13 protein-coding genes are annotated in these 14706 nt (G+C 71.0%); 9 read left to right on the forward strand and 4 right to left on the reverse strand.

Annotated features, from left to right (window positions below):
• The first annotated feature begins 556 nt into the window (after positions 1-556).
• The 7 genes from AB0E88_RS33150 to AB0E88_RS33180 all read left to right on the forward strand — a co-directional run bounded on the left by AB0E88_RS33150 (position 557) and on the right by AB0E88_RS33180 (position 8830).
• On the forward strand, positions 557-1582 hold the full coding sequence (locus AB0E88_RS33150; protein ID WP_361638334.1) for a BMP family ABC transporter substrate-binding protein: 1026 nt from the start codon (positions 557-559) through the stop codon (positions 1580-1582).
• Positions 1583-1778: 196 nt separating this feature from the next.
• Positions 1779-2822, forward strand: coding sequence for a BMP family ABC transporter substrate-binding protein (locus AB0E88_RS33155; protein ID WP_361638336.1), 1044 nt, complete (start codon positions 1779-1781; stop codon positions 2820-2822).
• Between the two features lie 257 nt (positions 2823-3079).
• Positions 3080-4693, forward strand: coding sequence for an ABC transporter ATP-binding protein (locus tag AB0E88_RS33160; RefSeq protein WP_361638395.1), 1614 nt, complete (start codon positions 3080-3082; stop codon positions 4691-4693).
• A complete protein-coding gene (locus tag AB0E88_RS33165; RefSeq protein WP_361638338.1) occupies positions 4690-5811 on the forward strand; it encodes an ABC transporter permease in 1122 nt (373 codons plus the stop codon). The genes AB0E88_RS33160 and AB0E88_RS33165 overlap by 4 nt, the downstream gene beginning before the upstream one ends.
• A complete protein-coding gene (locus tag AB0E88_RS33170; protein ID WP_361638340.1) occupies positions 5811-7073 on the forward strand; it encodes an ABC transporter permease in 1263 nt (420 codons plus the stop codon). The genes AB0E88_RS33165 and AB0E88_RS33170 overlap by 1 nt, the downstream gene beginning before the upstream one ends.
• Positions 7070-7477, forward strand: a complete 408-nt coding sequence (locus AB0E88_RS33175) for a cytidine deaminase (RefSeq protein WP_361638342.1) — start codon at positions 7070-7072, stop codon at positions 7475-7477. Before AB0E88_RS33170 ends, AB0E88_RS33175 begins: the two co-directional genes overlap by 4 nt.
• A 75-nt stretch (positions 7478-7552) precedes the next feature.
• Positions 7553-8830 carry a thymidine phosphorylase gene (locus tag AB0E88_RS33180; protein ID WP_361638344.1) on the forward strand — a complete coding sequence of 426 codons (1278 nt, stop codon included), beginning with the start codon at positions 7553-7555 and terminating at the stop codon, positions 8828-8830.
• Positions 8831-9003: 173 nt separating this feature from the next.
• On the opposite strand, the gene AB0E88_RS33185 is transcribed toward AB0E88_RS33180, so the two are convergent.
• Positions 9004-9924: an AEC family transporter gene (locus AB0E88_RS33185; protein WP_361638346.1), complete on the reverse strand. Its 921-nt coding sequence runs from the start codon at positions 9922-9924 to the stop codon at positions 9004-9006.
• Positions 9925-10059: 135 nt separating this feature from the next.
• On the opposite strand from AB0E88_RS33185, the gene AB0E88_RS33190 reads away from it, so the two are divergent.
• Complete coding sequence (locus AB0E88_RS33190; RefSeq protein ID WP_361638348.1) at positions 10060-10446, forward strand: STAS domain-containing protein; 387 nt, start codon at positions 10060-10062, stop codon at positions 10444-10446.
• Here the strand turns inward: AB0E88_RS33190 and AB0E88_RS33195 are convergent.
• Positions 10330-11343: a sigma-70 family RNA polymerase sigma factor gene (locus tag AB0E88_RS33195; protein WP_361638350.1), complete on the reverse strand. Its 1014-nt coding sequence runs from the start codon at positions 11341-11343 to the stop codon at positions 10330-10332. The genes AB0E88_RS33190 and AB0E88_RS33195 overlap by 117 nt on opposite strands.
• A 129-nt stretch (positions 11344-11472) precedes the next feature.
• Positions 11473-12768: an MFS transporter gene (locus AB0E88_RS33200; RefSeq protein WP_361638352.1), complete on the reverse strand. Its 1296-nt coding sequence runs from the start codon at positions 12766-12768 to the stop codon at positions 11473-11475.
• Positions 12769-12831: 63 nt separating this feature from the next.
• On the opposite strand from AB0E88_RS33200, the gene AB0E88_RS33205 reads away from it, so the two are divergent.
• Positions 12832-13782 (forward strand): LysR family transcriptional regulator, encoded by a 951-nt coding sequence (locus AB0E88_RS33205; RefSeq protein WP_361638354.1) that lies wholly within the window; start codon positions 12832-12834, stop codon positions 13780-13782.
• A 97-nt stretch (positions 13783-13879) separates the two neighbouring features.
• Here AB0E88_RS33205 and AB0E88_RS33210 read toward each other — a convergent pair whose 3' ends face one another.
• Positions 13880-14641 carry an alpha/beta hydrolase gene (locus tag AB0E88_RS33210; protein WP_361638356.1) on the reverse strand — a complete coding sequence of 254 codons (762 nt, stop codon included), beginning with the start codon at positions 14639-14641 and terminating at the stop codon, positions 13880-13882.
• Positions 14642-14706: the final 65 nt, after the last annotated feature.

Consider the following 14706-nt stretch of genomic DNA (forward strand, 5'->3'; position numbering starts at 1 on the left):
GGGGTGTCCGTCCTCGGTCCGGCCGCCCGTTTCCGACGAGGGGCGCCCTGTGCCGGTGCCGGCCGCTGCGGGCGGACACCCCCCACCCCGTCCCCTTCCCGCCGTCGGCGCCTGCGGCCCGTCGCGCCTTTCCGTTCGGGGGGCGCCCCTTTCGGTCCGGTGCGGGCCGTCGGCCCTTCGGGCGCGGGCTGGGCGGACGGTGACCGCAACCCCCTAGGGGCGCGGGGAACTGCGCGACCAGCCACAACGCACCCGCCCCCGACAACGCACCCCGCGCCGCAAGGCACTCGCACCCAGCGCCGCACGGCACTCGCGCCCCCGGGCCGGGCGCCGCACCGGGCCGGTGCCCGTGCGCGCGCCGTACCGAAGCCCCGTCAAAGAAACGGCGGCACGAAACGGTAACGCCGGAGGCAACCCCGTTCCCCCGCCCCTCTACGCGCGTTACTGTGCGCCGGAATCGCCTTGGGGATGCGGTCCCGGGAACCGGTGCCGTGGGGATGAAGGGGTGCTCGACGTGCGTCTGAAATCTCGGAGGACCAGGTTCTCCCAAGCCGCGGTGGCCGTCACGGTCATCGCCCTCGCGGCCGCCGGATGCGGCGAGTCCAGCTCTTCTTCCAGCAGCGCCGATGCCTCCGGGAAGTACTCCGGCAAGGGCATCGGCCTCGCGTACGACATCGGCGGCAAGGGCGACCAGTCGTTCAACGACGCCGCCTTCTCGGGCTTCCAGAAGGCCGAGCAGGAGTTCAAGATCGGCGGGCGGGACGTCGAGCCCAGCGACAACGAGTCCAGCGCCGACAAGGTGCAGCGCCTCGAGCAGCTCGCCAAGGCCGGGTACAACCCGATCATCGGCGTCGGGTTCGTCTACGCGCCGGCGGTCAAGGAGGTCGCCGCCAAGTATCCGAAGGTCACCTTCGGGATCATCGACGACGACACCGTCCAGGCGAAGAACGTCGCCGATCTGGTCTTCCACGAGGAGCAGTCGTCGTATCTCGCGGGGGTCGCCGCCGCGAAGGCCACCAAGAAGAACCACATCGGGTTCATCGGCGGGGTGGACATCCCGTTGATCCACAAGTTCGAGGCCGGGTTCGTGCAGGGCGCCAAGTCCGTGAACCCGGGGATCAAGATCGAGTCGCAGTATCTGACGCAGACCGCCCAGGAGGGTGGGTTCTCCAGTCCCGACAAGGGTGAGGACGCCGCCAACGGGCAGATCGAGGCCGGGGCCGACGTGGTCTACCACGCCGCCGGTCTGTCCGGGCAGGGCGTGATCAAGGCCGCCGCGCAGCACAAGGTGTGGGCGATCGGCGTCGACTCCGACCAGTACAAGCAGGGCGCGCTCGGCCAGTACAAGGACTGGATCCTCGGCTCCGCGCTGAAGAACGTCGGCGGTGCCGTCTACGGCCTGGCCAAGTCGGTGTACCAGGGCAAGCCGCTGACGGGCACGGTGCGTGGCTCGCTCGCCAACGACGGGGTCGGATTCGCCGACTCCAACCCGAAGTACCAGGCCATGAAGGACGTCGTCGGGGCCGTCGACAAGGCCAAGCAGGACATCGTGAACGGGAAGGTCACCGTGAACACGAAGTAGGCCCTTAGGGTTCCTTCCCGCGGTTACGCCCCTTGCTTCCTGCAAGGGGCGTTTCGCTGTCCGTAGTCTGGAGCGCAACTGTGGCCACAGCTCGATAACGGACCGGACAGAAGGGTTTTTCCGTCTGGTCTACGCGCGTTACGCTGCGGCGGAACCAGCGCCTGGTATGGGCGCTTGCACAAAGGAGTCTCGTTCCATGCGCCGGGTGTCCCGAATCGCGGTTGCGGGTGTTGCCACCGCAGCCCTCGCTGTCACCGTTTCCGCCTGCGGAAGCTCCTCCAGCTCCTCGTCGGGCAGCAAGAAGGACCTGGGCCTCGCCCTGGCCTACGACGTCGGCGGCAAGGGCGACCAGTCCTTCAACGACGCCGCCACCGCCGGCCTGGAGAAGGCCGACAAGGAGTTCGGCTACAAGTCGACGGCCGTCGAGCCGCAGGACGGTGAGTCCGACGCGGACAAGGTGCAGCGCCTGGAGACCCTCGCCAAGCAGGGCTACAACCCTGTCATCGGCGTCGGTTTCGCCTACGCGCCGGCCGTGAAGGAAGCCGCCGCCAAGTTCCCGAAGACCACCTTCGGCATCGTCGACGACAACACCATCAAGGCGCCCAACGTCGCCGACCTCGTCTTCCACGAGGAGCAGGCGTCCTACCTCGCCGGTGTCGTCGCCGCCAAGGCCACCAAGACCAACACCGTCGGCTTCATCGGCGGCGTGGACGTCCCGCTGATCCACAAGTTCGAGGCCGGCTTCAAGCAGGGCGTCGCCGACACCAAGAAGGGCGTCACGGTCAAGTCGCAGTACCTGACCCAGACCGCCCAGGAGGGTGGCTTCTCCAGCCCCGACAAGGGTGAGGACGCCGCCAACGGGCAGATCGAGGCCCACGCCGACGTCGTCTACGCCGCCGCCGGTCTGTCCGGCCAGGGCGTGATCAAGGCCGCCAACGCGCACAAGGTGTGGGCGATCGGCGTCGACTCGGACCAGTACAAGCAGGACGCGCTGGCCAAGTACAAGGCCTCCATCCTCACCTCCGCGATGAAGGACGTCGCCGGCGCGGTGTACAACCTGGCCAAGTCGGTGCACGACGGCAAGCCGCAGACCGGTGAGATCCGCGCCAGCCTCGCCACCGGTGGCGTGAGCCTCGCCGACTCCAACCCGGCCTACAAGAGCAACGCCGACATCCAGGCCGCCGTGAAGAAGGCCGAGGAAGGCATCAAGAACGGCACCATCCAGGTGAAGACCTCCTGACCATCCCGGTCAGAGGCCTTGGCCACCGCAACGCCGCAATGGCAGCGTTACGGCCACGCAACGGGGCGCGGGCAGCATGGCCTGCCCGCGCTCCTTCGCGCGGCAGAATGCTCGGAACCGATCGGTTGGTTGAAAAAAGCCGATCCGGTCCGAGCACTATTTAAAGCAGGGGCGCTACGCGCGTAGAGCGGCCCCTTTCCTGAGGAGAGTGCGCCATCGACGCGACCAGCAGCCCTCCGCTCACCGCTTCGTCGACCATCGCGGTAGAGCTGGCGGGGATCACCAAGCGATTCCCCGGTGTCGTCGCCAACCACGACATCCACCTGACCGTCCGCAAGGGCACCGTGCACGCCCTCGTCGGCGAGAACGGCGCCGGCAAGTCGACCCTGATGAAGATCCTCTACGGCATGCAGAAGCCGGACGAGGGCACCATCACCGTCGACGGCGCGCAGGTCAGCTTCTCCAGTCCGGCCGACGCCATCGCCCGCGGCATCGGCATGGTCCACCAGCACTTCATGCTGGCCGACAACCTCACCGTGCTGGAGAACGTGGCGCTGGGCAGCGAGAAGCTGTTCGGCATCGGCACCGGCGCCCGTAAGAAGATCAAGGAGATCTCCGACCGGTACGGCCTGGGCATCCGCCCGGACGAACTGGTCGAGGACCTCGGCGTGGCCGACCGCCAGCGCGTGGAGATCCTCAAGGTCCTCTACCGCGGCGCCAAGACCCTCATCCTCGACGAGCCGACCGCCGTGCTCGTCCCGCAGGAGGTCGACGCCCTGTTCGCCAACCTGCGCGAGCTGAAGTCCGAGGGCCTGTCCGTCATCTTCATCTCCCACAAGCTGGGCGAGGTCCTGTCGGTGGCGGACGACATCACCGTCATCCGCCGCGGTACGACCGTCGGCACGGCCGTCCCCTCGCAGACCACCCCGCGCCAGCTCGCCGAGATGATGGTCGGCAGCGAGCTGCCCACCCCGGAGACCGCGGAGTCGACGGTCACGGATCGGCCGGTGATCCAGGTCGAGGGGCTGACCGTCTACTCGTCGGGTGCCGTGACGCTCGGCGAGTCGTCCGCGGGTCTGCTGATGGACGAGGTCCAGCGCGGCGACGTCAAGAAGGTCCTCGACGACGTCACCTTCACCATCCACGCCGGCGAGGTCATGGGCATCGCCGGTGTCGAGGGCAACGGCCAGACCGAGCTGATCGACGCGCTCATCGGCACCAAGAACGCCGACGCGGGCACGATCCGCTTCCTGGACGAGGACATCACCGGCTGGGCCACCCGCAAGCGCCGCGAGTCCGGCGTCGGGTACATCCCCGAGGACCGCCACCGCCAGGGCCTGCTCCTGGAGGCCCCGCTGTGGGAGAACCGCATCCTCGGCCATGTCACCGAGGCCCCCAACGCCAAGGGCTTCTGGCTGAACCCCAAGGGCGCCCAGGACGACACCCGCAGGATCGTCGAGGAGTACGACGTCCGCACCCCCGGCATCGACGTCACCGCGGCCTCCCTGTCCGGCGGCAACCAGCAGAAGCTGATCGTCGGCCGCGAGATGAGCCACGCCCCGAAGTTCCTGATCGCCGCCCACCCCACCCGCGGTGTGGACGTCGGCGCCCAGGCGCAGATCTGGGACCGCATCCGTGAGGCCCGCCGCGAGGGCCTGGCGGTGCTGCTGATCTCCGCCGACCTGGACGAGCTGATCGGCCTGTCGGACACCCTGCGCGTGATCTACAACGGCAGGCTGGTCGCCGACGCCGACCCGGCCACCATCACCCCCGAGGAGCTGGGCTCGGCCATGACCGGTGCCGCCACCGGCCACCTGGAGCACGACGAGAACGGCGACGACGAAGCCGCCCCGGAGGACGAGGCCCGATGAAGAAGTTCGACAAGGAGCGGGTGCTCACCGCGGTGGCCGGTCCGGTCATCGCGCTCGTCCTCGCCATCGCCCTGACGTCGGTGGTGCTGATCGCCTCCGGCAAGAACCCGTTCGAGCCGTACCGGCTGATGCTCGAGCAGGCCGGCTACTCCGACGTCCAGGTGCTGATCATCAACCAGGCGTCGCTGTACTACATCGCCGCCCTCGCGGTCGCCCTCGGCTTCCGGATGAACCTGTTCAACATCGGCGTCGACGGCCAGTACCGCCTGGCCGCCGTGATGACCGCCGTCGTCGGCGCCAAGGTCGCCCTGCCGAACTTCCTCCAGGTGCCGCTGCTGCTGCTCGTCGCGATCCTCACCGGCTCCCTGTGGGCCGGCATCGCGGGCGTCCTCAAGGTCACCCGCGGCGTCAGCGAGGTCGTCGCGACGATCATGCTGAACTCCATCGCCACCGCCCTCATCGGCTACCTCACCCTGACCGACGTGTGGGGCAAGCAGGTCGGCAACAACATGACGACCGGGATCATGCACGAGTCCGGCTGGATCCCCGGCATCAACCTGGGCTCGGACGTCGGTGAGATCTACGGCCTGGTCTTCCTCGCCGTGCTGCTGGGCATCCTGTACTGGCTCGTCCTCAACCGCACCCGCTTCGGCTTCGACCTGCGCGCCACCGGCGCCTCCGAGACCGCCGCCGCGGCCTCCGGCGTCGACGCCAAGCGCATGGTGCTGGTCTCCATGCTGATCTCCGGCGGTGTGGCCGGCCTGTCCGGCCTGCCGCTGCTGCTCGGCGACGCCCACACCTACAGCCTGAGCTTCCCGGCGGGCCTCGGCTTCACCGCCATCGGCATCGCCCTGCTCGGCCGCAACCACCCCGGCGGCATCGCGCTCGCCGCGCTGCTGTGGGCCTTCCTCGACAAGGCGTCCCCCGCCCTCGACTACGCCACCCCGGTGGCGTACGAGAAGGAGATCGCCACGATCATGCAGGGCCTGATCGTCTTCGCGGTCGTCATCTCCTACGAGGCCGTACGGCAGTGGGGCCTGCGCCGCCAGCAGAAGCGGGTCGGTGCCGAGCTCGCCGCCGCCGCTCAGAACACCCAGAACAAGGAGGTGGCGGCCTGATGTCCACCGAGACCATCGCCAAGCCGCAGGCGAAGAAGCCCGGCCGGGGCGGCCGCCGCATGTCGCTCCCGGTGCTGCTGCTGGTCATCGCCGGCGTGCTGATCCTGACCTCCGCCGTCCGCCTGATCACCGACGCCAACGGCATCACCTCCACCGGCCAGATGTCCACGGCGCTGCGCCTGGCCGTGCCGATCGGCCTCGCCGGTCTCGGCGGTCTGTGGGCCGAGCGCGCGGGTGTCGTCAACATCGGCCTCGAGGGCATGATGATCCTCGGCACCTGGTTCGGCGCCTGGGCCGGCTACCAGTGGGGCCCGTGGACGGGTGTCGTCTTCGGCATCATCGGCGGCATGCTCGGCGGCATTCTGCACGCCATCGCCACCGTCACCTTCAACGTCAACCACATCGTCTCCGGTGTGGCCCTGAACATCCTGGCGCTCGGCACGACCCGGTACCTGTCGAAGTTCACCTTCGAGGGCGTGCCGCAGGGCTCCTCCAAGCAGTCCCCGCCGATCGACTCCCTCGGCACCTTCGACATCCCGGGCCTGTCCAGCTGGCTGGACACCCTCAACGGCAAGCACTGGTTCCTGATCTCCGACATCGCCGGCCTGCTCGGCGGTCTGATCACCGACCTGTCCCCGCTCACCGTGATCGCGGTGGCGCTGGTCCCGGCGACCTGGTGGGTGCTGTGGCGCACCTCCTTCGGCCTGCGGCTGCGCTCCTGCGGTGAGAACCCGGTCGCCGCGGAGTCCCTCGGCGTCAACGTCTACAAGTACAAGTACATCGCGGTGATCATCTCCGGTGGCTTCGCCGGACTCGGCGGCGCGTTCCTGTCGATCGTGGCGTCCAACGTCTACCTCGACGGCCAGACGGCCGGCCGCGGTTACATCGGCCTCGCGGCGATGATCTTCGGCAACTGGATGCCGGGCGGCCTCGCCCTCGGCGCGGGCCTGTTCGGCTACACCGACAGCCTCAACCTGCGCGGCGGCACCACCAACGTGCACGCGCTGATCCTGCTGCTGGCGATCCTGCTCGTGGCCGGGGCGATCTACCAGGCGTGGAAGAAGAAGTACGTCCCCGCCGTGATCACCCTCGTCGTCTCCGCGCTGATGTTCGCCTGGTACCTCGGCACCGACGACGTGCCGAAGCAGGTCGTGACGGCCACCCCGTACATCGTCACCCTGCTCGTGCTGTCGCTGTCAGCGCAGAAGCTGCGCATGCCGAAGGCGGACGGTCTGCCGTACCGCAAGGGGCAGGGCAAGTGACCCCGCCCGACGCGGCCGGCGTCGACTGGGAGGCGCTGCGCGCGGTGGCCCGCGAGGCCATGACCCGCGCGTACGCCCCCTACTCCGGCTACCCGGTCGGGGTCGCGGCCCTCGTCGACGACGGCCGCACGGTCTCCGGCTGCAACGTGGAGAACGCCTCCTACGGCCTCGGCCTGTGTGCCGAGTGCGGGCTGGTCTCGGAGCTGGCCCGCACCGGCGGCGGCCGGCTGACGCACTTCACGTGCGTGGACGGCCGCGGCGACATCCTCGTGCCGTGCGGCCGCTGCCGGCAGCTGCTGTTCGAGTTCGGCGGCCCGGACCTGCTGCTGCAGACCCCCGAGGGCATCCTGCCGCTCTCGGAGATGCTGCCCCAGGCCTTCGGCCCGGACCACCTCTCCCGGTAACTCCCGCGCGGCCCCTCCGAGTCGGATCGGAGGGGCCGCGTATTTCTTGAACGTCTCGGAAGGAACGCCATGGCCATGGACGCCATCTCCGTCATCCGCACCAAGCGCGACCGCGGTGGACTCAGCGACGAGCAGATCGACTGGGTCATCGACGCCTACACGCGCGGCGAGGTCGCCGACGAGCAGATGTCCGCGCTCGCGATGGCCATCCTGCTCAACGGCATGGACCGCCGGGAGATCGCCCGCTGGACCGCGGCGATGATCGCCTCCGGCGAGCGCATGGACTTCTCCTCGCTCACCCGTCCGACCGCCGACAAGCACTCCACGGGCGGCGTCGGCGACAAGATCACGCTGCCGCTGGCCCCGCTGGTCGCCGCGTGCGGCGCCGCCGTCCCGCAGCTCTCCGGCCGCGGCCTCGGCCACACCGGCGGCACCCTCGACAAGCTGGAGTCGATCCCCGGCTGGCGCGCCCTGCTGTCCAACGAGGAGATGCTGCGCGTCCTCGACGAGGTCGGTGCGGTGATCTGCGCCGCCGGTGACGGTCTGGCGCCCGCCGACAAGAAGCTGTACGCGCTGCGCGACGTGACCGGCACGGTCGAGGCGATCCCGCTGATCGCGTCCTCGATCATGTCGAAGAAGATCGCCGAGGGCACGGGCAGCCTGGTCCTGGACGTGAAGGTCGGCTCGGGCGCCTTCATGAAGACCATCGAGGACGCCCGCGAACTGGCCACCACGATGGTCGGTCTCGGCACCGACCACGGCGTGAAGACCGTCGCCCTGCTCACCGACATGTCCACCCCGCTCGGCCTGACCGCGGGCAACGCCCTGGAGGTCCGGGAGTCCCTGGAGGTCCTGGCGGGCGGCGGCCCGGCGGACGTCGTCGAGCTGACGATCGCCCTCGCCCGCGAGATGCTCGGCGCGGCCGGCGTGAAGGACGCCGACCCGGCGAAGGCCCTCGCCGACGGCTCCGCGATGGACGTCTGGCGCCGCATGATCGCGGCGCAGGGCGGCGACCCGGACGCGGAGCTGCCGGTGGCCCGCGAGCAGCACGTGATCAAGGCGCCGTCCTCGGGTGTCCTGACCCGCCTCGACGCCTACGACATCGGCGTCGCCGCCTGGCGCCTCGGCGCGGGCCGCGCCCGCAAGGAGGACCCGGTGCAGGCGGGCGCGGGCGTGGAGATGCACGCCAAGCCCGGCGACACGGTGACCGAGGGCCAGCCCCTGCTGACCCTCCACACGGACACCCCCGAGCGCTTCGACTACGCCCTCCAGGCGGTCGAGGGTTCCTACGACATCGCGGCCGCGGGTACGGCCTTCACCGCCTCGCCGGTGGTGCTGGAACGTATCGCCTGACCTGCCGTTTCCTCATCCGGGTGAACGGGATCGGCGGACCCCCGCCGGTCCCGTTCGGCATGCTGGGACCGGTGACGCACCGATGGGAGAACCGCCATGAGCGCACTCGGCGTCGACCCCGAGTCCCCGGAGGGAACGGGCTGGGACGTCCTTCCCCTCAGCTGATCCAGGGGTCACCCCAGCAGCGCCGCCACCGCCACCAGCACCGGTACCGACGTCACTGTCGACAGCAGGATCGACTCGCGGGCCAGGGACTCCGCGACGCGGTAACGGCTGGCGTAGGTGAAGAGGTTCTGGGCGGCCGGGAGGGCCGACGTCACCACCACGTCGAGCAGCGCCGCGCCGTGCAGGCCGAAGACCGCCTCCGCCAGTACCCAGGCGATCAGCGGCTGGCCCACGGACTTCAGAGCCACCGACAGCAGCACGGGCAGCCGGTCCTTGCCCCGGCCCGGTGCCGCGCTGCCGTACAGGGAGATGCCGAAGGCGAGCAGCGACGCCGGGACCGACATGTTGCCGATCAGCTTGATCGGGTCCATCACCGGGCCGGGGACGTGCACACCGGCCGCCGACACCAGCACCCCGGCCAGGGAGCCCACCGCGACCGGGTTGCGCAGCGGCGTCAGCAGCCGCTGCCACAGCGGCCCCTTCTCGCCGCGCCCCGACAGGTCCAGCACCGCCAGGGCGAGCGGGGTGACCAGGATGAGCTGGAAGAGCATCACGGGGGCGACCAGCGAGGCGTCGCCGAGGACGTACACGGCGATCGGGATGCCGAGGTTGCCGGAGTTGACGTAACCGGCGCACAGGGCGCCGATCGTGGTGCGGCCCACGCCCCAGCGGCGCAGCACCCCCACCGCGACGAAGATCCCCACGACGGCCGCCGTGCTCAGCGCCGTCACCAGCAGCCGGCTGGAGAAGATCACCGACAGGTCGGCCCGGGCGAGCGTCGTGAACAGCAGCGCCGGCGTCGCCACATGGAACGCGAGCGCCGTCAGGACGTCCCGGCCCTGCTCCCCGAGCGAGCCGAGGCGTCCCAGCACATACCCCACCGCGATAACGACCGCGATGACCGCGAACCCGCTCAGCACCCCCTGCACAGGACCTCCCCGGCGAGCGAGGGAACGGCGGATACGGGGTCCGGTGCTGGTTCACAGGGCATGGCGATCACCCTGGTCGGCGCCGCCGAGCCGGGTCAATGTGATTCTCGTCGGCGGCTTGCGGCGCCCGCCGCGATGAGTTCGGCGCACCCGCGCGGTCTACCGCACGTGGACGCCATGACACCGCCCGTACTCGCGCTGGCCGGCCCCGTCACCCGGGACGAGGTGACGGGGCTGTGCGACGACGTGCGGGCGCTGCTGGAGGCCGGCGGGACCGGCGTCGTCGTGTGCGACGTCGGCGGCCTCGGACCGCCCGGCCTCGCCGCCGTCGACCTGCTGGCGCGGCTTCAGCTGACCGCGCGCCGGGCCGGGGGGCGGATACGCCTGCGCGATCCCGCCCCCGCGCTAACCGCCCTGCTGGACCTCGTCGGCCTCCGCTTCGAGCTGGAGGGGCAGGCCGAACAGCGGGAACCAGCGCTGCACGTCCAGGAAGCAGTGGAACCCGGTGATCCGGCCGTCTGAGATCTCCAGCGCCTGCACCGCCCACGCGGAGAAGCCGCCCGTCTCCGGCTCCGGCTTGTAGTGCGCGAACCCGGGCAGACCGTTGACCTGCACCGGCAGCAGCCGGGAGTTCGCGCAGGACGCGCCGAGCGTGGTCATGAAGCCGGTGATGTCCGCCGGGCCGGTCAGCCACAGGTCGAACGGCGGCATCGTCATGATGGCGTCCTCGTGCAGCAACGCCGTCAGCGCGGCCATGTCGTAGCCCTCGAAGGCCTGCACATAGCGCTCCAGGAGCTTGCGCTGCTCCTCGTCCAGCGGGTCCGACACCGCCGCCTCGGCGCCCGGCTCCGGCTGCTCCGCGAGCGTCGCACGGGCCCGCTGCAGGGCGCTGTTGACCGACGCCACCGACGTCTCGAGCAGCTCGGCGACCTCGCTCGCCCGCCAGGCCAGCACCTCCCGCAGGATCAGCACCGCGCGCTGCTTGGGCGGCAGCTTCTGCAGGGCCGCCATGAACGCCAGCCGCACCGACTCCTTGGCGACCGCCGCCTCCGCCGGGTCCTCGACCGTCGGCAGCACCCGCGCGTCCGGCATCGGCTCCAGCCAGGTGTTCTCGGGGCGCGGCGAGAGCGCCGCCTGCGCCAGCGGTGTCGACTCCGTCAGATCCATCGGCCGCGCCCGCTTGTTGCCCGCGGTCAGCATGTCCAGGCAGACGTTCGTCGCGATCCGGTACAGCCACGAGCGCAGACTGGAACGGCCCTCGAACTTGTCGTAGCTGCGCCAGGCGCGGACCATCGTGTCCTGTACCGCGTCCTCCGCCTCGAAGGACGAGCCGAGCATCCGGTAGCAGTACCCCGTCAGCTCGACCCGGTGCTTCTCCAGCCTGACGTCCAGATCCGCCGTCGCCGTGCCGTCACCCATCGTCCACCCACCCCTGTGGCCGTGTCCCTGTCCGCCGCATCGTCGCAACCGGACACTTCGGAAGCTACCGCAGCCCACTGACAATGGCCTCCGGAGTGGACAAAGAGGCAGGTCACGCGCGGGGAGCGGTCAGTGCGCCGGCACCGGTTCGCGGCGGGCCGCCACCCGCGCCGCCCGGGTACCGAGCAGCGTGATCGACACGACGCCGAGCACCGCCAGCAGGCCCACGCCCACCGTCCCGGCCCAGCCGCCCGAGTGGAACGCCATGGCGCCGACCGTGCTGCCCACGCTGGAGCCGACGTAGTACGCCGACTGGTACAGCGCCGACGCCTGCGCCCGCCCGCGGGTCGCCGTCTTGCTGACCGCCGAGGACGCCACCGCGTGCCCCGCGAAGAAGCCCGCGGTGATCAGCACCAGGCCCAGCAGGACCATCGGCAGGGAAGGCGCCAGGCTCAGCAGCAGACCCGCCGCGGTCGTGCCGCCCGCCAGGTACAGCGCACCCCGCCGGCCCAGCCGCCCGACCAGCCGGCCCGCCGTCGACGCCGACACCGTGCCCACCAGGTACACCAGGAAGATCGAGCCGATGATCCCCTGCGGCAGCGAGAACGGCGCCCCGGTCAGCCGGTAGCCGATGACCGTGTACACACCGCCGAAGACGGTCATGAAGAGCGCGCCGATCGCGTACAGCCGCCGCAGCAGCGGGTTCGCCAGGTGGTCGCGGACCGTGGCGGCCAGCACCCGGGGCCCGATCGACCCCGGGGTGAAGTGCCGCGGCGCGGGCAGCAGCAGCCGGAACGCCACCGCGCAGCCCACCGCGATCACCCCGATCACACCGACCGCGGTCCGCCAGCCCCACTCCTGCGCGACCCAGCCGGTGATCACCCGGCCGCTCATCCCGCCGACGCTGTTGCCCGCCACGAACAGCCCGATGGCGGTCACCAGCGCCCGCGGCGTGACCTCCTCCGCGAGATACGCCTGCGCCGACGCCGGCAGCCCGGCCAGCGCCGCGCCCTGCAACGCCCGCAGCGCCACCAGCACCCCGATGGAGGGCGCGAACGGCACCAGCAGCCCGAGGGTCACCGCCACCGCCAGCGAGGCCGTCATCACCGTACGGCGGCCGTAGCGCTCCGACAGGGCGCTCATCGGCAGCACGAACAGCGCCAGGCCGCCCGTCGCGGCCGCCACCGTCCAGCTCGCCTCGCTCGCCGCGACCCCGAAGTCACCGGAGATCAGCGGCAGCAGCGCCTGCGTGGAGTACAGCAGGGCGAACGTCGCCACGCCCGCGAGGAAGAGGGCGAGGCTCATCCGGCGGTAACCGGGGCCGCCCGGGGCCATACGGGAATCGGAGGCCGGGGAGGGAGCGGGGGCAGGGACACGAGCAGCGGCGCCCACGGTGGTGGACGCCCCGGTACTGGCGGGAGTCATGCCACGACCGTAGGGACGGCCCCGCTCATCCGTCCAATGCATGGAAACGCCATAATCGTTCCCATGGTGCATCAGCAGAGGTCACAGGGGCGTCTGTCACCGTCCGGTGACACGAAAGACATGGCGTCGTTGCTCGCGCCCCGCCTGGCGTACTTCACCGCGGTCGCCCGCACCGAGCACGTCACCCGCGCCGCCCAGGAACTGAACGTCCCCCAGTCGACCCTCTCGCGCGCGCTGGCCCGCCTGGAAGCGGACCTCGGCGTCGACCTGTTCGCCCGCCACGGCCGCACCGTCTCCCTCACCCCCGCCGGCCGCACCTTCCTCGCCTCCGCCGAGCGCGCTCTCGGCGACATCCGCCGCGCCGCCGACGAGGTCCGTGCCGACGCCGACCCGGCCACCGGCAAGGTCGCCTTCGGCTTTCTGCACACCATGGGCGCCGAGACCGTACCCGGCCTCATCCACGCCTTCCGCGCCGATCACCCGGGCGTCCGCTTCAGCCTGGTCCAGAACTACGGCGAGGCCATGCTGGAGCGGCTGCGCGCCGGCGACCTCGACCTCTGCCTGACCTCACCCGTCCCCGACGCCCCCGACCTGGTCGCCCGGCGCCTCGACGAACAGAAGCTGCGCCTCGTCGTGCCCCTCGACCACCGCCTGGCCGCCCGCCGCCGCATCCGCCTCGCCGAGGCCGCCGACGAAGCGTTCGTCACGCTGGAGCCCGGCTACGGCCTGCGCCGCATCACCGACGACCTGTGCCGCGAGGCCGGCTTCAAGCCGAGGATCGCCTTCGAGGGCGAGGAGGCGGAGACCCTGCGGGGCCTGGTGGCGGCGGGCCTGGGCGTGGCGCTCCTGCCTCCGCCGGCGTTCCCCCGCCCGGGAGTCGCGGAACTGACGGTCACGGCCCCGAGAGCGGCACGGGAGATCGGCGTCGCCTGGCTCAACGGCCACCCCGACACACCCCCGGTGGCCGCCTTCAAGAAGTTCCTGCTGTCAAGGAGGGGCACCCTGTTGCCGTGAAGGGGCGCGGGGCTGAGCCGACGTGCGGCTCCACCGCGTGGGCGCGAGCACGTCGCCACGGTCCCGCACTCCGAAGACCGCACAGACCTCCATGGCGCTAGCGCCGTAAGGTCGCCCCGAACCCGGAAGCAAGGGGCATCCGCAACCCCAGAGGCGGCGGAGCCTCCAACGCATCACGCACCGGCCGCGCGAACCCCCACCCGAAGACCGCGCCCATGACGAAGTCCGAGGCCAGCGCCAGCACCTCGTCCCGGTAGGCCCGCAACCCGTGCCCGTCCCCGTGCACCTCGAACCGGCACACCTCCCGGTTGGACTTCTTCGCGCGCGCCGCGAGCCGGAACGACAGCTCCGGGTCCGTGCGCTGGTCGTTCGTGCCGTGCGCGATCAGCACCCGGCGCCCCGCGAGCTGCTTCACCGGTTCGGCAGGCGCCGCCATGTCGTCCTCCGGCAGCCAGGGAGCCAGGGCGAGAACGGAGTTGACGGCCTCATGGCCGCCCGCCCGCAGCGCGGCCCGGCCGCCCATGCCGACGCCGGTGAGGCACACGGGGACGTCGCCGTAGCGCCGTACCGCCTCGTCGGCGGCCCAGGCCGCGTCGCCCGCGAGGTGGGCGTCGCTGCCGTTCCAGCCGCGGCAGCGGTAGTGCACGACGTGCACGGCCAGCCCTTCGGCGTGGCCCGTGCGGGCCAGGGCGCGGCCCAACGCCCGCACGGAGGCCGCCGCGAGCAACGGCGAGGGTCTGCGGGTGGAGACCTCCTCGCCGTCCGGGAGCAGCAGCACCACGCCGCTCACCGCCGTCGGTTCCGGACCGAGTGCCCGCCCCAGCCGGGCCGTTCGAGCCGGCGTCACATCGTGTGCCATGGCAGAACAGTGTCAGAAGCAACGGTGTACGCCACCCTTCCTCGCGGTCACCGTTACATATCGGC

The sequence above is a fragment of the Streptomyces sp. NPDC028635 genome (genome assembly GCF_040637635.1).
Classification (GTDB): domain Bacteria; phylum Actinomycetota; class Actinomycetes; order Streptomycetales; family Streptomycetaceae; genus Streptomyces.